The organism is Agrobacterium sp. rho-8.1 (assembly GCF_033957725.1).
In the GTDB taxonomy this organism is placed as follows: Bacteria; Pseudomonadota; Alphaproteobacteria; order Rhizobiales; family Rhizobiaceae; genus Agrobacterium.
This window is the reverse complement of sequence record NZ_CP192789.1, coordinates 464879-486991: the sequence shown is the minus strand read 5'-3', so window position 1 is coordinate 486991 and position 22113 is coordinate 464879. Positions and strand designations below refer to the sequence as shown.

Here is a 22113-nt window from a genome sequence, read left to right as displayed (position 1 = left end):
GTACCGGGGAGGGACTGATGTCCATGCGCGTTGTTTTCAAAAGCCTGTTGTTCATTGTCGCAACGTTGGCCGTTCAGCCGGCGCTCGCGCAGGACACCACGCGCAAGATCGTTACCACCCAAAACGGTGATTATTTCGGCTTCGATCTCCGCACAGAGCAGTATGTCTCCCTGCCGCAATGCGAAACCATCTGCGTCAACGACACATCCTGCAAGGCCTTCACCTATAATCCCAAGGTGCAATGGTGCTTCCTGAAATCGGATTTCAACCAGCTCAACGCGTTCCCAGGTGCCGTCGCGGGCAAGGTGGTGAACGTGGCGAGCGAACCGGATATCGGCGCACCACAGAAACTCTCCTTCGTCGATGACAGCCTCTACGAGGAGGCGAGAGGTCTCAAAGCCAGCTTCGTTCCTGTCGGAGACGGTCAATCCATGGATGACTGGTTGTCTGTGGCCCGCCAACAATCTGGCCGTGGCGATTTCGTCGGTGCTGTCGGCAGCTACAAGCAGGCGCTCGCGCTGGGCCTGGAAGATGGTGCGGTGTGGGGTGAACTTTCGCGCGCCGCTGCAAAAGTGAAGAGCAATTCTTCGATGTCGTCACTGGCAGTGTCCGGTGCTCTCAACGCCTATTCTTTGAGCCGGTCCGTGTCGGTTCGCACCGGTGCGCTCAACATGCTCGCGGTGGCGTTCGAAGGGGCACGGAACTACCGCGCAGCGCTGAACAGCTACAAGGCGAGCCTTGCTCTGTCGGATGAACCAAAGACGCGCGCGGCCTATGTCGATCTCAAGACGCGGCAGGGCTTCCGGGTCATCGACAACACTGTGGATACCGATAGTGTCAGTCCACGCGCCTGCGTCCAGTTCTCGGAACCACTGGTCAAGAACGGCGTCGATTACTCCTCCTTCGTCACGCTGGATGGCGCAGCGCCCAAGGCCCTCGAGGCCAAGGGCAGCGAGATTTGTATCGAAGGTCTGACCCACGGCCAGCGATACAATATCGCGTTGCGTGCCGGTCTTCCGTCCTCGGTCGAAGAACCGCTGGAAAAGCAGGTCAATCTCGATGTCTATGTTCGTGACAGGTCCGGCTCGGTGCGCTTTACCGGCGAAAACTTCGTTCTTCCCGGCACAGCCCGTCGCGGCATCCCGCTCGTGACCGTCAACACCGATCGTGCCGAACTCAAGCTGTACCGCGTCGGTGATCGCAGCATCACGACATTGCTGAGCAATTCCCAGTTCCTGACGCAGATGGATGGCTATGGTGCGGAGCGGATTGAAAACGAGATTGGTGAACTGGTCTGGCAAGGCAGCATCGATATCCAGAATGAGCTGAACAAGGACGTCGTCACGAGCTTTCCGGTCGATGAAGCATTGCCGGAGCGCAAGCCTGGCATTTACGTGCTGACTGCGGTCCCGCCCGGTACGTCCGCCGAAAACTGGGATTCGCGCGCCACCCAATGGTTCCTCGTGTCCGATACCGGCATCACCACCTATGCCGGAACCGATGGCCTCAACGTCTTCGCGCGCGCGCTCAGCACCGCAAAGCCGCTAAAAGGGGTCGAACTTCAGCTTCTGGCCAAGAACAACGAAATTCTCGGCACCGCCACGACCGATGGTGAGGGCAGGGCGATCTTCTCCGCAGGCCTGATGCGCGGGTCGGCAGGGCAGGCACCTGCCATCATCACCGCGAAAAACGGCGACAAGGATTATGTCTTTCTCGATATGACCCGCGCCGGTTTCGACCTCTCCGACCGTGGCGTCACAGGCCGCGCCGCGCCCGGTGCACTGGATGTGTTCAGCTGGACGGAACGCGGTATCTACCGCGCTGGTGAAACTGTTCATGCGGCGGCGCTGGCACGCGATATGGAAGGCAATGCGGTGGAGAACCTGCCGCTGACCTTCATCTTCTCACGCCCCGATGGTGTGGAAGATCGCCGTTTCGTTAGTGATGGCAAGGCCTTGGGCGGTTATGCCGTTGATCTGGCCCTGCAGGAAAATGCCATGCGCGGCACCTGGACCGTGGCAATCCATACCGATCCGAAAACGGCAGCCATCAGTCAAAAGTCCTTCCTCGTTGATGACTTCGTGCCCGATAGAACCGAGTTCGACCTGAGCAGCAAGGCCAAGGAGATCAATCCGGTTGCCGATACCACCATCGATGTCGATGGCCGTTATCTCTACGGCGCGCCCGCTGCCGGTCTGGAACTGGAAGGTGAAATCGCGCTGAAGGCCACGCGCACCCGCGCCGGTTTCGATGGCTACGAGTTCGGTTTGGCGGATGAGGAAAGCCAGGAAGAAAGTCGTACCACGCTGGATGCTCTGCCTGCGCTGGATGAAAACGGCAAGGCGCAGTTTGGTGTCACCCTGGCCGACCTGCCGTCGACGACGCAGTTTCTGTCTGCCAATATCACCGTGCGGATGCGCGAGGCCGGTGGCCGCGCCGTGGAGCGTTCGCTGACCCTTCCGGTCAAATCCGATAGCGCCATGATCGGCATCAAGCCTGAATTCTCAGGCGATCTGGCGGAAAATTCCGTCGGTCGTTTCCATGTCATCGGCCTTGCTGCGGATGGCACGAAACAGGCCATGAGCGGACTGACCTGGAAACTCATCAAGGTCGAACGGAACTATCAATGGTATCGTCAGGGCAATTCATGGCGCTACGAGCCTGTCGTCTACACCAAGCAGGTGCAGACCGGCACTCTGGCCGTGGATGCCAATGGCGGCGAGATTTCCGTTCCTGCATCCTGGGGACGATATCGCCTGGAAGTCGAATCCGCTGAAAACGGCGGCCCTGCCTCCAGCGTCGAGTTCGATGCCGGTTGGTACGTCACCGCAAGTTCGACCGAAACACCGGATGCGCTGGAAATCGCGCTCGATAAGCAGAGCTACACGATCGGCGATACCGCCAAATTGAAAGTGACCTCCCGTTTTGCGGGCCAGCTGATGGTCGCGTCCGGCTCGGACAAGCTGATTGCGGTCCAGAATGTCGATATCGGTGAGAACGGCGGCGAAGTCGATATTCCCGTGACCAAGGAGTGGGGTGCGGGCTCTTACGTGACTGCCACCCTGTTCCGCCCCGGCGACGCGCAGGAAAGCCGCATGCCGATGCGCGCCATCGGGGTGAAGTGGCTGGCCGTCGATCCCGGCGAGCGAAAGCTCGGCATCGCACTGACATTGCCCAAGCAGACATTGCCGCGCCAGCCGCTGGAAATTCCGGTGCAGGTGTCCGGCGCCGGTGCGGGCGACAAGGCCTATGTCACCGTCTCTGCCGTCGATGTCGGCATTCTCAACCTCACCCGCTATGAACCACCCAAGCCGGATGTATGGTATTTCGGCCAGCGTCGTCTCGGGTTGGAAATCCGCGATATCTACGGTCGTCTGATCGATGGTTCGCTCGGCGCCACCGGGCGTCTCAGAACCGGCGGTGACGGCGGTCAGGTCGCCCTTCAGGGCAGCCCGCCCAAGGAAAAACTGGTGGCGTTTTTTGCCGGTCCGGTGGAGCTTGATGCGGACGGCAAGGCCATCATCCGTTTCGATATTCCGCAGTTCAACGGCACGGCCCGCGTCATGGCGGTTGCCTGGACAAAGACCGGCGTCGGTCATGCCGTATCAGATGTCGTCATTCGTGATCCCGTTGTCATCACCGCCAGTGCGCCGAAATTCCTCAGCCCCGGCGATGTCTCGCAAATGCGCGTCGATATCGCCAATACGGATGGCGATTCCGGAGACTACAAACTCGATATCGCGAGCAACACGGCGTTGACCGTCGATCAGGGCGAGGTATCGCAGACCGTAACGCTGCAAAAGGGTGGCAAGTCCTCGCTTACCGTGCCGCTGACGGGTGAATATCCGGGTAACGGCGCGATAACGATCAAGCTCAGCAACGCCAGCGGCATCTCGCTGGAACAGGCGCTCAACATTCCCGTTCGTCCGTCGGTCTTGCCGGTCACGACGCGTCGAAACATCAAGATCGCGCCCAACAGCACCCTGACGGTGGATGGCGCATTGCTGGCCGACAGCATGTTGCTGGGGTCGTCGGTTGCGGTCAACGTCACGCGTTCGCCCGCTTTCGATGTTCCGGGTCTGGTCATGATGCTGGATAAATACCCCTATGGCTGCGCAGAGCAGACGACCAGTCGCGCGTTGCCTCTTCTGTATGTCTCGGAACTGATGACGCAGCGCGGCGGTGCCGAGGATCAGGACCTGCGCAAGCGGGTGCAAGACGCGATTTACCGCGTGCTGTCTTTCCAGTCCACGTCGGGTAGTTTTGGCCTGTGGTCCCCCGGCGAAGGCGATCTGTGGCTGGATGCCTACATCACAGACTTCCTGACGCGGGCACGGGAGCAATCCTATGATGTGCCTGAAACCGCCATGGTTCAGGCGCTGACCAACCTGCAAAATGGGCTGGCCTATGATAACAATGTCAGAGATCGCGGCAACGAAATCGCCTACTCGCTGTATGTTCTTGCCCGCAATCGCAAGGCTGCCGTCAACGATCTGCGCTATTATGCCGACACCACATTGAACGATTTCCCGACGCCGCTGGCCAAGGCACAGCTGGCATCTGCCCTGTCGCTTTATGGCGATGCGGCCCGGTCCAAGACGGTCTTCGGCGCGTCGCTCAGCATGGCGGCTGCCACCACGAATGTCAGCCTGTCCCGGGCGGACTACGGTTCTGTGCTGCGCGATGGCGCGGCCTCGCTCGCCCTTGCAGCAGAAAGCCGACCCGTTCCTGCGGTGGTGCCGCAATTGGCCAGCGCTGTGGCCAAGGCCTGGGATGCGAAAGCCTACACCAGCACACAGGAGCAAGCCTGGATGCTGCTTGCCGCCCGCGCCTTGAAGGGTGAGGACAAGGATGTGAAGCTCGATATCAATGGCACGCTTGAACAGGGCGGATACAGCAAGGGGATGAGCGGCGACGAGCTGCTGCAATCGCCAATCAAGATCACCAACGCCTCCAAGGATACGGTCACGGCAGTCGTGACGACCGTCGCCCCGCCAGCCCAGCCACTGCCTGCCGGCGGGGATGGTTTCGATATCAAGAAAACCTATTATTCCCTTGAAGGCGAAGAGGTGAACATCAGCGAAGCGACGCAAAACGAACGCTACGTTGTGGTCTTGTCGGTTACGCCCAAGCACGATTGGCAGCAGCGTATCATGCTGACCGATCTCCTGCCCTCCGGTTTCGAGATCGATAATCCGAGCCTCGTCAACAGTGCGGCGCTTTCCAATTTCGATTGGTTGCCGGAAACCGAGGCTGCGCATACCGAGTTCCGTTACGACCGTTTTGTTGCAGCGTTTGATCAGGCTGCCGGCGACAACACGGAAATTACGCTGGCCTATGTCGTCAGGGCCGTGACACCAGGCACTTATGACAACCCCGCCGCATCGGTGGAAGATATGTACCGTCCGCAGTTCTCGGCGCGCACGGCAACCGGTCGCCTGGAGGTCCGCGCGGCGCAGCAATGATCAGATGGCGGGCGTTCATCAGCGGGTTCATTGTGGCGGCAGTTCTCACTGCCGCCTGCATTTATGCACTGAACCGTCTGGACCGTGCCTACCCGCCACCGCTGCAAAACGCCCGGATCGTCTCGCAGGAAGTGCTGGACAGAGACGGAAAGCTGTTGCGCGCGTTTGCGACACCACAGGGGCGTTGGCGGCTTCACACCAGCGCCGCAGATGTCGATCCGCAATTCATCAACATGCTGGTCGCCTATGAGGATCAGCGGTTCTTCGACCATGGTGGCGTCGATTTTCAGGCCCTGGGCCGCGCCGCGTGGCAATTGCTGACCAATGGCCGCATCGTCTCGGGTGCCTCCACGCTTTCCATGCAGGTGGCGCGGTTGATCGAGCCGCGGACGGATCGTTCGCTCGGCACGAAATTTCTTCAGATGGTGCGGGCATGGCAGATCGAGCGGCGCCTCAGCAAGCCCGAGATCATCGACCTTTATCTGAACATCGCGCCGTATGGTGGCAATCTGGAAGGTGTGCGTTCTGCAAGCCTTGCCTGGTTCGGCAAGGAGCCGAAGCGGCTCGATACGGCGGAGGCAGCGTTGCTCGTCTCGCTGCCGCAACTGCCGGAAAAGCGCCGTCCGGATCGCTTTCCAGATGCGGCGAAAGAAGCGCGCGCGCGCGTGCTTCAACGGCTCGCCGTCTCGCGCGTGGTCGGCGAGGGAGAGGCCGCCCGTGCCGCCGTCGTTGCCATTCCCGCAAAGCGCATAGACCTTCCGTCCTACGCGCCCCACTTGGCGCAGGCGGCGCGTGCCAGGTTTCCGCAGTCCTTGACCATTGGCTCGACGCTGCGTCTGCCGGTTCAAAAAGAGCTTGAAGACCTCGCACAGCGCTCCGCCGAAAAGCTGGGAGACAAGGTTTCGGTTGCCATCGTCATGGCCGATAGCACGACGGGTGAGATCGTCGCCGACGTCGGCTCGTCCGATTTCCTGGATAGCAATCGCCGTGGCTGGGTGGAAATGTCCCGCGCAGTCCGCTCCCCCGGCTCGACGCTGAAACCCTTCATCTACGGACTTGCCTTCGAAAACGGCCTCGTCGCTCAGGAGACCGTCATCGAAGATCGCCCGGCGGATTTTTCCGGCTACCGCCCGCGCAATTTTGATATGCAATATCAGGGCGATGTCAGCATTCGACAGGCCTTGCAACTGTCCCTCAACGTCCCCGCCGTGCGCCTGCTGGATGCTGTCAGTCCCGCCGCGCTCTTGGTCCGGTTTCGCCGCGCTTCCGTCAAACTCACACTGCCAAAGGCCGAAGCGCCGGGGCTGGCGATCGCTCTGGGGGGTGCCGGTCTCTCTCTCGTTGATCTCGTCCAGCTTTACGCCGCCCTTGCCAATGGCGGTCAACCCGTCGCCCTTGGAGACGGGGTGCGCAACAAACCGCAGCTTCTGGATGTCGATCCGCTGTTTTCAAAGGCGGCGATCTGGAACATCACCGATGTCCTCTCCAGCGTTCTGCCACCGCTTGGCATGAAACAGCGTGGCATCGCTTATAAGACCGGCACCAGCTACGGGTATCGCGACGCATGGTCGGTCGGTTTCGATGGTCGCTATGTCATCGGCGTGTGGGCTGGACGCGCCGATAACGGCTCGGTCCCGGGTCTTGCGGGCTACGTCTCCGCTGCACCGATTCTGTTCGAAGCTTTTTCAAAATCAGGCGTTGCCCTAACGCCATTCCCGCCAGCGCCGCCGGGTGTGTCGCGGCTGGCCTACAAAGATTTGCCCGCCAACCAGCGGCGCTTCAGCGTTACCAGCAGCGGTCTTCTCTCATCCACCCGGCGCGAACCATCTCCGCAGATCGTCTATCCCCCGGAAGGCGCGCGGATAGAGCTCTCAAGCCAGAGCGGTGATCTCTCACCCCTCGTGCTCAAACTGCAAGGCGGACGCGCACCCTTCCACTGGCTCGCCAACGGCAAACCTTTGCCAGAACCGTCGCGTCGCCGCAGTAGCGAGTGGTTGCCGGAGGGGCAGGGCTTTTCGACGCTGACCGTGATCGATGCCGATGGACGGGCATCAAGTGTCCGGATTTTTGTGGAATAGAAGTTGGTGCGGTCATGATTGGAGGGGAGGGCGCGCCGAACCAATCTCCCCACCTATGGGGGAGATGCCCGTCACGGCAGGGGGTAAACCGCACCCTCTGTCACCAATCTCAAGCCGTACCGTCCACCAGAATAAACGGCTGCCCACGCGAGCACATCTCAATACGTGCATCCACCTTGTAGATAGTCCGCAGCATATCGCGTGTAATAACAGCAGACGTCTGCCCGCTCACCGCCATCGCACCATCTGCAATGACGATCGTGTGCTCGCAGTAACGCAGCGCATGGTTAAGATCATGCAGGGCAATCAGAACGATCATGCCGCGCTCGCGGGCTAGGTTGGTGATGAAATCCAGCACCTCGACCTGTCGGTGGAGGTCCAGCGCCGATGTCGGTTCGTCCATCAACAGGACTTCCGGTTTGCGCACCAGTGCCTGAGCCAGCGATACCAGCTGGCGTTGGCCGCCGGACAGTTCGCCAAGTCCGCGAAAGGCGAGTTCGTGGATGTTGAGAGCCTTCAGAATGGCATCGATCTCGGCGAGCTCGTCGTCATGCACCTTCCAGCCACTGCCCTGTTTGGCCGACAGAAGAATGGATTCGTAGACTGTCAGAACGGCATTGGCACCGGTGTCCTGCGGCATGTAGCAAATGGTGCGCGGCCCCTGTTCGGTCTGCGACAGCGTCACGACACCGGGGCCCTTGATCAGCCCGGCGATGCGTTTGAACAGGGTGGACTTTCCAGCAGCGTTGGGGCCGATGACGGCGGTGATGCTTCCGGCTTCCAGCATGTCCATGGTGACATTGGCCAGAACCGTCGTGCGCCCGTATTTGGCGCCGACATCCTGAAGGGCAAGGGCTACCATGCGCGTCTCCTGTTGGAGAAAATGAGGACGAAGAAGAAGGGCACACCGACGAGTGCGGTGATGACCCCGATCGGCAGGATCGCGCCGGGGATCAGCACCTTGCTGACAACAGATGTCACCGATAGCAGCAGCGCGCCGCAAATGATCGAGCCTGGCAGGAAGAAGCGCTGGTCTTCACCCACTACCATGCGCGCAATGTGCGGGCCGACGAGGCCGATAAAGCCGATGGTGCCGACGAAAGACACCGGAATGGATGCCAGCGGGCTGACCGTCAGCATGGTGTGCAGGCGCAGGCGGCGCACATTGATGCCCATGCTGGCGGCCTTGTCGTCACCCAGACGAAGTGCCGTCAGCGCCCAGGCGTTTTTCATGAACAATGGCACGGTGAGGACGAGGATGGCACCTGTCACATAGACCTTGGCCCATGTAGCCTTGGTCAGACTGCCCATGGTCCAGAATACAACAGCGGCCAGCGCTTGTTCAGAGGCCAGATATTCCAACATCGAAAGCGCGGCGTTGAAGGTGAAGACGAGCGCAATGCCCAGCAGCACGATGGTTTCGACCGTCACACCGCGCATGGTCGAGGCGAAGTGGATGAAAAGCGCGGCCACCATCGCCATGACAAAGGCATTGATCGGCACCATATATTCGACGGCGCCCGGGAAAAGAGCGACACCACCCACCAGCGCAAGCGCCGCGCCAAAGGCGGCGGCGGCCGAAATTCCGAGTGTGAAGGGGCTGGCAAGCGGATTGGCGAGAATGGTCTGCATCTGCGCACCCGCCACAGACAGCGATGCGCCGACGGTGACGGCCATCAGCGCGATGGGCATGCGGATGTCCCAGATGACAACGCGCAGCTGGTTTGCAACGCCTGCGGGATCGAGGATCGCGCCGACCACCTCGGACAGACTGTAGCGCGCAGGTCCAAGTGCCATGTCGGTGGCAAGGCTGAGACACAGCGCGACGACAAGCCCGACCAGGATCAGGATGCGGCGGGCGGCAAGGGCGCGATATTGTGCGCCCCCTGTTTTTTCAACATGAGCGTCCCCAATGGATGCCATTTAGTTCACGCCTTTTTCAAGTGAAACGAAATAACCCGGCTTGTAGGTCACGGGTAGGAATTTCTCGTGGAATTCCTCGAAATTCTTTTCCGGGTCCATGTCGGAAAACAGATCGGGATGAAACCATTTGGCGAATTGCTGGATCGGCACAAACTCGTAGGGAGCACCATAGAACTGGTGCCAGACAGCATGAACATTGCCTTTTTTCACGGCATCCAGCTCGGGAAACGGTGTGCGTTCCATCAACTTTGCAAGCCGTTGACGCGACAGAGCCATATCGGCACCACGACCGGCCGGCACGAATTGGTTGATATCGGATTCAGCGGCCCAGTTGGAGCCTGTGACTATGACATGTTCAGGATTGGAGACGATGAGTTGCTCCGGGTTGAGATCGCCGAAGGTTGTCTTGATCACGTCGGATGCAATATTGTGTCCACCGGCCTGCTCGACCATCGCGCCGAAATTGACTGGACCAAAGGTCCTGCAGCACGTGTTTTCGCCCGAAATACCGGGTGCGCGTTCAATGAAGACACCGGGGCGTTTCAGATCTTTCACCGATGCCAGCTTATCAGTGACGAGCGCAATCTGGTCCTTGCGGTAGGCAAGAAATTCTTCAGCGCGGGGTTCGGCACCGAATATCTGGCCGAGAATGCGGACGGAATTTTCACTGTTTTTTTCGGGATTGAGCCTGAAGTCCAGATAAACGACCTTGATGCCTGCTGCTGCCGCCTTCTCCTCGAAGCCGCTTTCCTTGGCGCTCTTTTCCGCTTCCAGATTGAGCGTGATGACGTCCGGGCTCAGTGCGACAGCCGCTTCAAGGCTGAAATCGCCCTGCGGAACATAGCCGAAAAGCGGCAGTTTTGCGATTTGCGGAAAGCGCTCGACATAGGCCTTATAGCTGTCTGGATCCTTCGTGATGAAATCATCGCGCCAGCCGACAACGGTATCGAACGTCTTGTCACCCCGCAAAGCGGCGATGACGTGGATCTGCCGTGCCTCGCCGACGATCACGCGCTTGGCGGGAAGGTCCATCTCGATCTTGCGACCGGCGGCGTCGATGATCTGGGTCGCCAACGCAGGTGTCGCGATCAGCATGATGACAAGGGCTGCAATCCGTTTGAACAGCGTGTGTGGCATGGGAGGTCCTTTCAGTCTCAAAACGCGAGTGGCGAAGCCGCGGTCAGCGGCTTCGCCTGATGATGGGACAGCGCTCCTCCCGCGCTGCCCTGATCTTAACGGTCGTCCTTCAGGGACACGAAGTAACCAGGCTTGTAGTCAAGCGGCAGGAAGCGGGCGTGCAGTTCCTTGAAGGTTGCTTCCGGGTCGAGGTCCTTGAACAACTCCGGGTGCAGCCACTTGGCAATTTCCTGAATGGCCACGAACTGGTACGGGTTGTTATAGAACTGGTGCCAGATGGCGTGGACATTGCCGTCCTGGACAGCCTTGACGCCGGTGAAGGCCGGACGCTTGGTCAGGTTCTCAAGCTTTCGGCGGGCTTCCTTGAGGTCTGCGCCATAACCGACACCAACCCAGTTGCCGCCCGGAACGTAAGCGTCCCACTTGCCACCGGTGATGATGATCTGGTCCGGGTTGGATGCGATGACCTGTTCAGGATTGACCGTGCCGAAGGTACCGGGAATGATGTCCTTGGCCATGTTGATGCCACCGGCGATCTCGACCATCTTGCCAAAGTTTTCATTGCCGAACGACATGCAGCAATCGTCGGAGTAACCACCGGCGCGTTCAACGAAGACAACGGGTTTCTTCGGCTTTTCCTTGTCCAGCACGTCGGTTACGCGCTTGATGCTGTCGGAGCGGAACGTGATGAAGTCTTCGGCCAGGTCTTCCTTGCCCATCAGTTTGCCCATGACGCGCATGCTCGGCTCGGTATTTTCCATCGGCTTTTCACGGAAGTCGACATAGACCAAGGGAATGCCGACCTTGCCGAGCTTTTCGATGTAGCCAGCCTCTTCGGTTGCCGTCTTGGCATCGATGTTCATGATGATGACGTCTGGCTTCAGCGCAACGGCCTGCTCAATATCGAACGTACCGTCCTTCATGCCGCCGAATGTCGGCAGCTTGGCGACATCGGGGTATTTCGCCAGATAGGCCTGATAAGATTCAGGATCCGCCTTTGGCAGATCGTCACGCCAGCCGACGACGTGCTCGAACGGATTGTTCTTGTCGAGAGCGGCGAGAAAATAGATCTGACGGCCTTCGCCGAGGATGACGTTCTTGACGGGAACATTCACTTCGACATCGCGTCCAGTGACGTCCTTGATCGTCACTTTGTCGGCAAATGCAGGCAATACGGTGGAAACGAGAAGACCCATTGCAAGAATGGCGGATTTGCCTGTAATGCGCATCGAAATTGTTCTCCGGTAAAACTGTCCGCGCTTTATGGTTTTATGATTAGATGAGTCAAGTTTTATCTTTTAGAGCGTTTCAAAACTGGAACTCGGCAAGGTTGGATATCATGGGTCAGGTAAACGATTACGGGAACAATTTCGGTCTTCGCGATGAGATCAAGGCCTACTGGTCTGCGCGCGCCGCCACCTTCGACCTGTCGCCCGGCCATGAGATCTTTTCTGAAGACGAGCGGGCCGCATGGCATCGTCTGGTGGATAAGCATCTCGGCCGGGGTGAAGGCAAAAGCGCGCTGGACCTTGCATCCGGCACTGGTGTCATCTCGCATCTGATGGACGATCTGGGCTATCGCGTTACCGGCCTCGATTGGTCCGAACCGATGCTGGCGCAGGCCAAGGCGAAGGCAAAGAGCCGCGGTCGCAATATTTCCTTTCGCATGGGCGATGCCGAAAGCACGATGGAGCCGGAAGGAAGCTACGATGTCATCATCAACCGCCATCTGGTCTGGACGCTGGTCGATCCCAAGGCCGCATTTCGCGAATGGCTGCGGGTGCTGAAACCGGGTGGCCGGGTGCTGATCGTCGATGGCGATTTCGTCAATGTCAGCTTTGCCGAAAAGCTGTTGAAGAACCTTGCGACCAAGCTGCTCGCATGGGGCGTCTTCAAGCCGGAGGCGGTGCACATGCCCGCCGACATGGCAGGCACCCACAACAGCATTCTATCACGGGTCTATTTTTCTCAAGGAGCGCGGGCGGAAGCGGTTGCGGCTTTGCTTCGGGACGCCGGATTTGAGAGCGTGGTCGTCGATACCGGCCTGCGGGACATTCACAAGACGCAGGCCAAGAACTGGAATTTTCTCAAGGCTGCGGCGCGCGGCATTCAGCATCGTTATGCGATTTGTGCGAGGAAGCCGGAGTGAGGGGGTAAATCCCTTCCAATGCCAACACACAGAGTGTCAAGAATCGGGGGGCGTTTCTTCAGACACGCTTCGCCGTTCACGCAGCGTGGAACGCCCGTGATGTGTCATCTTGTTCAACCCGGAGAGCACACGCAAATGCGGAGATGTCTCTGGTATGGTCTTTACTATGGTGCCGCATTTGCGTGGCTGCCGATTTCGTTCCGATAAGCCATGTCTTGCCCAAACCGGACCGTGAATGATCCGGCCTGAGCGTGACAGGCAGTCTCCGTTGTACCGTTTCGCCTCGCGCCTTCCGAAAGCCGTGAATGGTCTTTCGCGTCGAGGAAATCGGGTGCCTCCGGTCTGACCCTGACATGGTAGTCCTGGTGTCTGTCCACACGTCTGCGACCATCCACCAGCCTCCGTCGTCTGTCCTGTCTCGCGAAAACAGCGAGACGGCGGAGGTGAGGCCATTGTGGGGGGGATTCGCGCGGCGTGGAGAAAACTGCGGACGTTTTTTTGATGTTTTTTTGCGGATTTTTGTTAAGATATTGATTTAAAATTGTATTTTTTAATATGGTGGATGGGGCCGAACCCCTGAGGGTAAAATCTCAACCGCATCTCCCACATAAAAAAGCCCGGCGAACCGGGCTCTTTCGATATCAACCGGCCTTCGCCAGGCGCTTTGCTTCCACACGGGCGCGGATGGAATCCACGTCGGCTTTCGGCGTGGCGGCAAACAGCGAGCGGGTGTAGCTGTGTTGCGGGTTGGAGAAGACCTCCTCGCGCGTGCCGTACTCCACCGCTTCGCCGAAATACATCACCATCACTTCGTCAGCGATGTATTTTACCACCGACAGATCGTGGGAGATGAAGACGTAGGTGAGGCCGAATTCGTCCTGAAGGTCGGACAGAAGGTTGAGGACTTGGGCCTGCACCGAAAGGTCGAGCGCCGAAACGGGTTCGTCCAGCACCAGAAGCTTCGGGTTCAACATCAGCGCACGGGCAATGGCGATACGCTGGCGTTGGCCGCCGGAGAACATGTGAGGGTAGCGGTTGTAGTGTTCCGGCCCCAGACCGACGCGCACCAGCATGTCGTTGGCCTTTTCGCGACGCTCGGCGGCAGACAGCTTGGTGTTGATGAGCAGCGGCTCACCCAAGACATCACCGATCTTCTGGCGCGGATTGAGCGATCCGTAGGGGTTCTGGAAAACGATCTGGACCTTCTGGCGCATCTCGGATGTGAGGTGACCGGGGCGGGTATCGACTTTCTGACCGTCGATCAGAAGGTCGCCGGAGGTCGGTTCGTCGATAAAGGTCAGCATGCGGGCAAGCGTAGACTTGCCACAACCGCTTTCACCGACGATGGCCAGCGTCTTGCCGGTTTCGAGCGCAAACGACACGCCCTTGACCGCATGAATGGTCTTGGCCTTTTTCATGAAGCCGCCGGGCAGGTGATAATCACGCTTCATGTTGCGGATTTCGAGCATGGTCTTGGTGTCGGTCATGCCTGTTCTCCCGCTACTGCTGGCGTTCCATCGAAGAATTGCGAAACGGTGGTCAGGCGATCACCCGTCGCATTTTCAGGAAGCGCGGCCAGAAGGGCCTTGGTGTAGTTGCTCTTGGGATTTTCGAACAGAGACAGCACATCGGCCTCCTCCATCTTCTTGCCCTTGTATTGCACGATCACCCGGTCAGCCGTTTCAGCCACAACACCCATGTCATGGGTGATCATGATGAGACCCATGCCGGTCTCGGCCTGAAGCTTCATCAGGAGATCGAGGATCTGTTTCTGGATGGTCACGTCGAGCGCGGTCGTCGGCTCGTCGGCGATCAGCAGTTTCGGATTGCAGGCAATCGCGATGGCGATCATCACGCGCTGGCACTGGCCACCCGACATCTGGTGCGGGAAGTGCTTGAGACGCTCTTCCGGGTCCGGCAGACCGACGAGCTTGAACAGTTCGATGGCCCGCGCATGGCGTGTCTTGTTGTCCATGCCCATGTGGATGCGCAGGACTTCCTCCAGCTGGAAGCCAACCGTGAAGCACGGGTTGAGGCTTGCCACCGGTTCCTGGAAGATCATGGCGATATCCTTGCCGATCAGTTTGCGCCTCTCGGATGCGCTGAGCGTCTGGATATCCTTGCCCTGAAACAGCATGCGGTCGGCGGTGATGCGGGCCGTCCATGGAAGCAGGCCCATGACCGCCAGCATCGCGACCGACTTGCCGGAACCGGATTCGCCAACGATGGCCAGGACTTCGCGTTGTTCGACCGCGACGGACACGCCATCCACGGCGCGGAACCAGCCGCTGGCGGTTTCGAATTCGACGGTGAGATTATCGATTTGCAGAAGTGCCATATCAGGACCTCTTCAGTTTCGGGTCAAGCGCATCGCGCAGGCCGTCGCCCATCAGGTTGATGGCGAGAACGGTGATGAGGATGGCAAGACCGGGGAAGGTGACGACCCACCAGGCACGCAGAATGAACTCACGCGCTTCGGCCAGCATGGTGCCCCATTCGGGAGCCGGAGGCTGTGCGCCCATGCCGAGGAAGCCGAGAGCGGCAGCATCGAGAATGGCATTGGAGAAGGACAGCGTGGCCTGAACGATGAGCGGTGCCATGCAGTTGGGCAGGATCGTCTTGAACATCAGACGCATGGGTCCGGCACCGGCCAGCCGTGAGGCGGTGACGTAATCCTTGCTTTTTTCCGCCATGACGGCGGCGCGGGTGAGACGCACGAAGTGCGGCTGGAGAACCAGCGCAATCGCAATCATGCCGTTGGTGAGGCTGGGGCCGAGAATGGCAACCAGAACCAGCGCCAGAAGCAACGACGGGAAGGCCAGAATGATGTCCATGAGACGCATGATCATCGTATCGAGCCAGCCGCGGTAATAACCGGCGATAACGCCGATCAGAATGCCCGTCGTCAACGACAGCGTGGTGACGAAGACGCCGATGAACAAAGAATATTGCGCACCGTAAATCAGGCGGGACAGGATATCGCGGCCAACCGGGTCCGTGCCCAGCAGGTAGGAGGCGTTGCCGCCTTCCATCCATACGGGTGGAAGCAGAGTGAACTCACTATACTGCTGGAACGGCGAATGCGGGGCGATGACGGACGCAAAGACGGCGACGATCACCAGTGTGACGAAAACATAGAGACCGATGACGGCACCCTTGTTTTCGGAGAAATAGAACCAGAATTCCTTCAGCATCTGCTTGCGCATGGCGGAGGAGGAAACCGGCTCGGCTGTTTTGGTAATGGCGGTATCGGCCATGAAATGATCCTCTTCTTTAATGCCGGATGCGCGGATTGATGAGGCCATACAGGAGGTCAACGATGAGGTTGACGACCATGATGATGCCCGCAATCAACAGGAGACCGCCCTGAATGACAGGGTAGTCACGGCGGAAGACGCTATCGACCATCCACTTGCCGATGCCCGGCCAGGAGAAGATCGTTTCGGTGAGGATGGCACCGGCCAGCATGACGCCGACCTGAAGGCCGATGGTGGTGATGACGGGGATCATCGCATTGCGCAGCGCATGGATGCCGATGACGCGGAAGGGTGCGAGACCCTTGGCGCGGGCGGTGCGAACGTAGTCTTCCGACAGCACCTCCAGCATGGCAGAGCGTGTCTGGCGCGCGATGACGGCCAGCGGAATGGTGGCCAGCACGATGGACGGCAGGACGAGATGGCTGAGCGCCGACGTGAAGGCGCCTTTCTGTCCCGACAGCAGCGAGTCGATCAGCATGAAGCCGGTGACGGGCGGGAAGTAGAACATCAGCGAGATGCGGCCCGATACCGGGGTCCATTGCAGGATGCCGGAAAACAGGATGATGAGCAGCAGTCCCCACCAGAAGATCGGCATCGAGTAACCGACGAGCGCCACGCCCATCAAGCCCTGATCGAAGGCCGATCCGCGTTTGATGGCGGCGATGATGCCCGCTGGAATGCCGATGATCATAGCGCAGAAGGAGAGTTCCACCGTTGCGGGAAACAGCGCCTTGAACTGCGAAAGGATCGGCGTCTTGGAGACGATGGATGTGCCGAAGTCACCCATCAGGATACCCTTGAGGTAATCCAGATACTGGATGATCATGGGTCGGTCCATGCCGAGTGCCGCGCTGATCTGCGCATGCCGCTCCGGCGACATGACGCGTTCGCCCGATAGAAGGGCAACCGGATCTCCCGGCAGAAGCCGGATAAACAGGAACGCGATGATAGAGACCCCGATGAAGGTCGGGATGAGCACGGCGATGCGCCGCACGAGAAAGCCAATCATGAAAAACCTTCGATCTGTTCCGCCTGGAACCTATGCGCTGGCAGTAGCGACCTTTTCGGTCTGCTTCTTTGTTGTTTAGAGATGCTTCAGAACGCAAGTGCCGCGCGCCTTGAGACAAGACACGCGGCATTTTGAGATGCGTCGAATGTTACTCGGCGATATCGACGTTTTCGAACGTGAAGTCACCCAGTGGGCTCTGGACGAAACCAGTGACTTCCTTGCGCATCGGAACGACGGACAGGGAGTGGTCGATGGTGGCCCAAGGTGCCTGCTTCTTGAAGACGACCTGAGCTTCTTCGTAAAGCTTCGTGCGTTCAGCCTGATCGGTGGTGATCTTGGCCTTCTTCACGAGACCGTCGAAGTCCTTGTCGCACCACTGAGCACGGTTGTTGCCACCCACGGCATCGCAACCCAGAAGCGTGTCGAGGAAGTTGTCCGGATCGCCATTGTCACCGGTCCAGCCGAGGAACACGGCACCATCACGGTCCTTTGCCTTCGAACGGTCGAGATATTCGGCCCATTCGTAGGAAACGATCTCGACCTTGACGCCGATCTTGGCGAAATCAGACTGAATGACTTCGGCCGCGCGGCGGGCGTTGAGCATGTAAGGGCGAGAAACCGGCATAGCCCAGACCTTCATCGACAGGTCCTTGACGCCTGCGTCCGTCAGCATCTTCTTGGCTGCTTCCAGATCGTAGGTGTCGTCTTCGACCTTGTCGTTGTAAGACCACATGGTTGGCGGCAGCGGGTTCTTGGCCGGTGTTGCCATGCCCTGGAATACTGCGTCGACAATGGCCTTCTTGTTGATGGCCTTGTTCAGCGCCTTGCGCACTTCCGGCTTGTCGAACGGAGCCTGTGTGGTGTTGTAGGCAAGGTAGGCGACGTTGAGGCCTTCCTGTTCCATGACCGTCAGGGTCTTGTCTTCCTTCATCGACTTGACGTCGGCAGCGTTCGGGTAAGGCATCAGGTGGCATTCGCCAGCCTTCAGCTTCTGGAAACGAACGGCAGCGTCAGTGGTGATGGCGAAAACGAGATCGTCGATCTTTGGCGCGCCGCCCCAGTAATCCTTGTTGGCCTTGAAGCGGATGACGGCATCCTGCTGGTAGGCGACGAAGGCGAAGGGACCGGTGCCGACCGGCATCTGGTTCAACTGCGCCTGCTTGCCTTCTGCAGCCAGCTTGTCGGTGTATTCCTTCGACATGATCGAAGCGAATGGCATGGCAAGGTTGGCGAGGAACGGTGCTTCAGGGCGGTTCAGGGTAAACTTGACCGTCATGTCGTCGACTTTTTCAACAGACTTGATCAGCTTGGGGAAGCCCATGCCTTCAGCATATTCCCAGGACGTGCCTGCGACATACTGGTGCCATGGATTGTCTGTCTTGATCTGGCGCTCGATGGAGAAAACAACGTCATCGGCGTTCAGTTCGCGCGTCGGTGTGAAGAATTCGGTGGTCTGGAACTTCACGCCCTTGCGAAGCTTGAAGATGTAGACCGTTCCGTTTTCGGAAACTTCCCAGCTTTCGGCGAGACCTGGAACAGGCTTGGTCGTGCCCTTTTCGAATTCCAGCAGGCGGCTGTAGACGGTGTGGGCAGAGGCATCGAACGTGGTGCCGGCGGTGTAGAGGCCAGGATCGAAACCTTCTGGCGAACCTTCCGAGCAATAGACGAATGTCTTTGCGCTTGCAGCGGCAGGCGCAAAGCACGTCGCTGAAAGCAAGGCTGCAGCGATTAGGCCAAGTTTATATCTCATCAATGGAGCTCCCAATTTTTGTATCCGGCTCGCTTATTCTGCGACTACCGTGCACCGTGGTTATAAGAAACTTTGCACATACTCAAGCGGGCAGACTGCGCGAATTCAGAGGTTTTTGATCAAAAGTTCAACTTCGCGCGATTTTGATACTAATTTAGGCGAAGGAATTAGAATGATTGTCTTGTAAAGCTGAAAAAGGCGATGCTTTTCTTCCCACGCGGAGGGCAGCAAAAAGGCGCCCCGCGATTGTCGGGACGCCTTGGTAATGAACCAGCTTTTCTCGTTACACTCAAGCCATCTTATCGGCCACGACCCGCCAGTTGACGAGATTTTCGAGGACGGCCTTGATGTGCTCCGGTTTGCGGTTCTCGTAATCGACGTAATAGGCGTGTTCCCAGATATCGATGCCGAGATAGGCGGGTCGTCCCACAGCCACCGGGTTGTTGCCGTCCTCATACCCGACGAGAGCAAGCTTGTTGGCGTCGTCACGCGTCAACCAGACCCAACCGGTGCCAAAGACTTCATCCGATGTGGCAACGGCCTTTTCGATGAATTTGGTGTAATCGCCGAACGCCGACATGATCTCGTCTGCGGCCTTGCCTTCCGGGCGCTTCGGGCCACCGGGCGTGAACTGCTCCCAGTAGGCGACGTGGTTCCAGGCCTGGGCGGCATTGTTGAAAATCTTCTTGTCTGCGGTCTTGCCGGCAGAGGCTTTCACGATCTCCTCAAGCTCCATATCGGCGTAAGGGGTGCCTTTGGCCAGCGTGTTCAGCTTGTCGAAATAGGCTTTGTGGTGCTTGCCGTAATGCAGGGAAATGGTTTTTGCGGAAATCGTCGGGGCGAGGGCGTCTTCTGCGAAGGGTAGGGGAGGCTGTTTGAAGGGGAGTGCAGCGCTTGCAATCGATGGCGCGGAAAGCGTGGCTGCGGCAGCCGTTGCTGCGGTGGCGGCCATGACGGCGCGTCTGGTCATTAACATGTCTCATTCTCCCGGTTGATGTCCAATGAACGCAAACCGGCTGGAGCGGGAAAAGTTTCTTTTCGACCTTGCTTATTGATGTCGTTCCCGGTTTTGTTACCGCAAATTTGCCGTTGAAGGTCGAGGAGGACCACATGTCATCACAGGGAAAATCCACCACGGGTGAAGAGCGCGCGCTCGTTCTGGAAGAACTGGGCAAGCTGTCGCTGCGCCCCTTTCCACTGGACGAGCAGGTCGGGCCGCATGATGTGCGCATCGCTATCCACACCGTGGGCATCTGCGGCAGCGACGTGCATTATTACACCCATGGCGCCATCGGCAATTTCGTGGTGCGCGAGCCGATGATACTCGGCCATGAGGCATCCGGTACCGTGACCGAGGTTGGCTCCGACGTCAAAGATCTCTCTGTCGGGGACCGCGTGTGCATGGAGCCCGGCATCCCGGACCCTATCAGCCGCGCAAGCCGCATCGGCCATTACAATCTCGACCCGGCCGTGCGCTTCTGGGCAACGCCGCCGGTGCATGGCGTGCTACGGGCATCCGTCGTTCACCCTGCCGCCTTCACCTTCAAACTACCCGACACCGTATCGTTTGCAGCCGGTGCGATGGTGGAGCCCCTGGCCGTTGGCGTGCAGGCGGCAACGCAAGCCAAGGTCAAGCCGGGCGATATCGCGGTCGTTATCGGCGCGGGCCCGATTGGTCTCGTCACCGTGCTGGCAGCGCTTGCCGCCGGTTGCGCCCGTGTCATCGTATCCGATGTCGATCCGGTAAAGCTGGATATGGCGCGTGGCCTTGGGGCCGTGGAAACGGTCAATGTTCGCGAGCACAACCTTGCCGAACAGGTGCTGAAATCGACTGGCGGCTGGGGCGCAGACGTGATTTTCGAATGCTCCGGTGCCGAAGCGGCGATTACCCGCGTGTTCGAACCCCTGCGTCCTGCCGGAACGGTGGTTTTCGTCGGCATGCCGACAAAGCTGGTAGCCTATGACGTGGTGGCCGCGCAAATCCGCGAAGCCCGCGTCGAGCACGTCTTCCGCTATGCCAATGTCTTCGGTCGCTGCGTCGACATGCTGGCGTCGGGCGCCATCGATGTCGCACCGCTGATCACCCGCACGTTTGATTTCGAAGACAGCATCAAAGCCTTCGATATCGCCGCCTCAGCTCCTGCCGGTGAAGTGAAGATGCAAATTCTTATGCCTCAGGGATGATTGAGGGTTGCACGAAATTTATCAGTGGTTAGCTTGAGCACCGTTGACGGACGGAGGCTCAAACCGCTCAACTGTATCGATGCAGGAGGAGAAATTCATGAAGACGATCAAGGGACCGGGGCTTTTTCTCGGTCAGTTCGCAGGCGATGCTGCACCGTTCAATACGTGGGACGGCATTACCAAGTGGGCGGCGGAAAAGGGTTATCTCGGTGTGCAGGTTCCCACCTGGGCCGGACAGTTGATCGACCTGAAGAAGGCAGCGGAATCCAAAGATTATTGCGACGAATTCGCCGGTGTGGCGCGCCAGAACGGCGTCGAGGTGACCGAGCTTTCCACCCACTTGCAGGGACAACTCGTGGCCGTGCATCCGGCCTATGATGAGGCCTTCGATGGATTTGCAGCACCCGAAGTGCGCGGCAACCCAAAGGCGCGTCAGGAATGGGCTGTCGAACAGGTCAAGTTTGCGCTGAAAGCGTCGCGCAATCTCGGCATCGGCGCGCATGCGACATTTTCCGGCGCGCTGGCCTGGCCGTATATCTACCCATGGCCACAACGCCCCGCCGGTCTGGTGGAGACGGCCTTTGACGAGCTTGCCAAGCGCTGGACCCCGATCCTCGATTACGCCGATGAGCAGGGCGTCGATGTCTGCTACGAAATTCACCCCGGCGAAGACCTGCATGACGGCGTGACCTTCGAGATGTTCCTGGAGCGGGTCAAGAACCACAGCCGCGCCAACATGCTCTACGATCCCTCGCATTATGTGCTGCAGTGCCTGGATTATCTCGACAATATCGACATCTACAAAGACCGCATCAAGATGTTCCACGTCAAGGATGCGGAGTTCAACCCGACAGGACGCCAGGGCGTTTATGGCGGATATCAGGGCTGGGTCGAACGTGCCGGACGCTTCCGGTCACCGGGCGATGGGCAGGTGGATTTCGGCGCGGTCTTCTCGAAAATGGCCGCCAATGATTTCGATGGCTGGGCTGTGGTCGAATGGGAATGCGCATTGAAACATCCCGAAGACGGTGCTGCCGAGGGCGCTGAGTTCGTCAAGGCACATATCATCCGCGTTACCGAAAAAGCCTTCGACGACTTCGCATCATCGGGCACAGATGATGCCGCCAACCGCCGCATGCTCGGCCTTTCATAAATCCGAGG

At 58.9% G+C, this 22113-nt stretch carries 15 protein-coding genes; 5 read left to right on the top strand and 10 right to left on the bottom strand.

The window, feature by feature from the left end:
* Nucleotides 1-17 precede the first annotated feature (17 nt).
* Together RMR21_RS17080 and pbpC are read left to right on the top strand one after the other, a co-directional pair.
* A complete protein-coding gene (locus tag RMR21_RS17080; protein WP_498670662.1) occupies nt 18-5465 on the top strand; it encodes an alpha-2-macroglobulin family protein in 5448 nt (1815 codons plus the stop codon).
* Nucleotides 5462-7543 (top strand): penicillin-binding protein 1C, encoded by a 2082-nt coding sequence (pbpC, locus tag RMR21_RS17075; RefSeq protein ID WP_498670661.1) that lies wholly within the window; start codon nt 5462-5464, stop codon nt 7541-7543. The genes RMR21_RS17080 and pbpC overlap by 4 nt, the downstream gene beginning before the upstream one ends.
* 109 nt (nt 7544-7652) lie before the next feature.
* On the opposite strand, the gene RMR21_RS17070 is transcribed toward pbpC, so the two are convergent.
* The 4 genes from RMR21_RS17070 to RMR21_RS17055 form a co-directional block, all read right to left on the bottom strand.
* Nucleotides 7653-8405 (bottom strand): ABC transporter ATP-binding protein, encoded by a 753-nt coding sequence (locus RMR21_RS17070; RefSeq protein WP_498670660.1) that lies wholly within the window; start codon nt 8403-8405, stop codon nt 7653-7655.
* Nucleotides 8399-9466 carry a FecCD family ABC transporter permease gene (locus RMR21_RS17065; protein ID WP_498670659.1) on the bottom strand — a complete coding sequence of 356 codons (1068 nt, stop codon included), beginning with the start codon at nt 9464-9466 and terminating at the stop codon, nt 8399-8401. The genes RMR21_RS17070 and RMR21_RS17065 overlap by 7 nt, the downstream gene beginning before the upstream one ends.
* On the bottom strand, nt 9467-10603 hold the full coding sequence (locus RMR21_RS17060; protein ID WP_498670658.1) for an ABC transporter substrate-binding protein: 1137 nt from the start codon (nt 10601-10603) through the stop codon (nt 9467-9469).
* A 95-nt stretch (nt 10604-10698) separates the two neighbouring features.
* A complete protein-coding gene (locus RMR21_RS17055; RefSeq protein ID WP_498670657.1) occupies nt 10699-11832 on the bottom strand; it encodes an ABC transporter substrate-binding protein in 1134 nt (377 codons plus the stop codon).
* 110 nt (nt 11833-11942) lie between these two features.
* On the opposite strand from RMR21_RS17055, the gene RMR21_RS17050 reads away from it, so the two are divergent.
* Nucleotides 11943-12752, top strand: a complete 810-nt coding sequence (locus RMR21_RS17050; RefSeq protein ID WP_498670656.1) for a class I SAM-dependent methyltransferase — start codon at nt 11943-11945, stop codon at nt 12750-12752.
* 641 nt (nt 12753-13393) lie between these two features.
* On the opposite strand, the gene RMR21_RS17045 is transcribed toward RMR21_RS17050, so the two are convergent.
* From RMR21_RS17045 to RMR21_RS17020, 6 genes are all read right to left on the bottom strand, one after another.
* Complete coding sequence (locus tag RMR21_RS17045; RefSeq protein WP_498670654.1) at nt 13394-14239, bottom strand: dipeptide ABC transporter ATP-binding protein; 846 nt, start codon at nt 14237-14239, stop codon at nt 13394-13396.
* Entirely contained in the window at nt 14236-15090 is an 855-nt protein-coding gene (locus tag RMR21_RS17040; RefSeq protein ID WP_498670652.1) for an ABC transporter ATP-binding protein, read from the bottom strand. The genes RMR21_RS17045 and RMR21_RS17040 overlap by 4 nt, the downstream gene beginning before the upstream one ends.
* 1 nt (nt 15091) lies before the next feature.
* Nucleotides 15092-15958: an ABC transporter permease subunit gene (locus RMR21_RS17035; protein WP_498671766.1), complete on the bottom strand. Its 867-nt coding sequence runs from the start codon at nt 15956-15958 to the stop codon at nt 15092-15094.
* A 67-nt stretch (nt 15959-16025) separates the two neighbouring features.
* The gene (locus RMR21_RS17030) at nt 16026-17018 is read right to left on the bottom strand and encodes an ABC transporter permease subunit (RefSeq protein ID WP_498670650.1); all 993 of its coding nucleotides are present in this window, start codon (nt 17016-17018) and stop codon (nt 16026-16028) included.
* Between the two features lie 148 nt (nt 17019-17166).
* Complete coding sequence (locus tag RMR21_RS17025; RefSeq protein ID WP_498670649.1) at nt 17167-18768, bottom strand: ABC transporter substrate-binding protein; 1602 nt, start codon at nt 18766-18768, stop codon at nt 17167-17169.
* Nucleotides 18769-19057: 289 nt separating this feature from the next.
* Complete coding sequence (locus RMR21_RS17020) at nt 19058-19744, bottom strand: superoxide dismutase (protein ID WP_498670648.1); 687 nt, start codon at nt 19742-19744, stop codon at nt 19058-19060.
* A gap of 134 nt (nt 19745-19878) precedes the next feature.
* Here RMR21_RS17020 and RMR21_RS17015 point away from each other — a divergent pair, with 134 nt between their 5' ends.
* The gene (locus tag RMR21_RS17015; protein ID WP_498670647.1) at nt 19879-20952 is read left to right on the top strand and encodes an NAD(P)-dependent alcohol dehydrogenase; all 1074 of its coding nucleotides are present in this window, start codon (nt 19879-19881) and stop codon (nt 20950-20952) included.
* 97 nt (nt 20953-21049) lie between these two features.
* Nucleotides 21050-22105, top strand: a complete 1056-nt coding sequence (locus RMR21_RS17010) for a sugar phosphate isomerase/epimerase family protein (protein ID WP_498670646.1) — start codon at nt 21050-21052, stop codon at nt 22103-22105.
* Nucleotides 22106-22113 lie beyond the last annotated feature (8 nt).

Excerpts from the sequence above, each read along its gene's own strand:
- RMR21_RS17025 (WP_498670649.1), bottom strand. The coding sequence starts at position 18,768 with ATGAGATATAAACTTGGCCTAATCGCTGCAGCCTTGCTTTCAGCGACG.
- RMR21_RS17055 (WP_498670657.1), bottom strand. The coding sequence starts at position 11,832 with ATGCGCATTACAGGCAAATCCGCCATTCTTGCAATGGGTCTTCTCGTT.
- RMR21_RS17080 (WP_498670662.1), top strand. The coding sequence starts at position 18 with ATGTCCATGCGCGTTGTTTTCAAAAGCCTGTTGTTCATTGTCGCAACG.
- RMR21_RS17070 (WP_498670660.1), bottom strand. The coding sequence starts at position 8,405 with ATGGTAGCCCTTGCCCTTCAGGATGTCGGCGCCAAATACGGGCGCACG.
- RMR21_RS17060 (WP_498670658.1), bottom strand. The coding sequence starts at position 10,603 with ATGCCACACACGCTGTTCAAACGGATTGCAGCCCTTGTCATCATGCTG.
- RMR21_RS17035 (WP_498671766.1), bottom strand. The coding sequence starts at position 15,958 with ATGCGCAAGCAGATGCTGAAGGAATTCTGGTTCTATTTCTCCGAAAAC.
- RMR21_RS17030 (WP_498670650.1), bottom strand. The coding sequence starts at position 17,018 with ATGATTGGCTTTCTCGTGCGGCGCATCGCCGTGCTCATCCCGACCTTC.
- RMR21_RS17045 (WP_498670654.1), bottom strand. The coding sequence starts at position 14,239 with ATGACCGACACCAAGACCATGCTCGAAATCCGCAACATGAAGCGTGAT.
- pbpC (WP_498670661.1), top strand. The coding sequence starts at position 5,462 with ATGATCAGATGGCGGGCGTTCATCAGCGGGTTCATTGTGGCGGCAGTT.
- RMR21_RS17050 (WP_498670656.1), top strand. The coding sequence starts at position 11,943 with ATGGGTCAGGTAAACGATTACGGGAACAATTTCGGTCTTCGCGATGAG.
- RMR21_RS17065 (WP_498670659.1), bottom strand. The coding sequence starts at position 9,466 with ATGGCATCCATTGGGGACGCTCATGTTGAAAAAACAGGGGGCGCACAA.
- RMR21_RS17010 (WP_498670646.1), top strand. The coding sequence starts at position 21,050 with ATGAAGACGATCAAGGGACCGGGGCTTTTTCTCGGTCAGTTCGCAGGC.
- RMR21_RS17020 (WP_498670648.1), bottom strand. The coding sequence starts at position 19,744 with ATGTTAATGACCAGACGCGCCGTCATGGCCGCCACCGCAGCAACGGCT.
- RMR21_RS17015 (WP_498670647.1), top strand. The coding sequence starts at position 19,879 with ATGTCATCACAGGGAAAATCCACCACGGGTGAAGAGCGCGCGCTCGTT.
- RMR21_RS17040 (WP_498670652.1), bottom strand. The coding sequence starts at position 15,090 with ATGGCACTTCTGCAAATCGATAATCTCACCGTCGAATTCGAAACCGCC.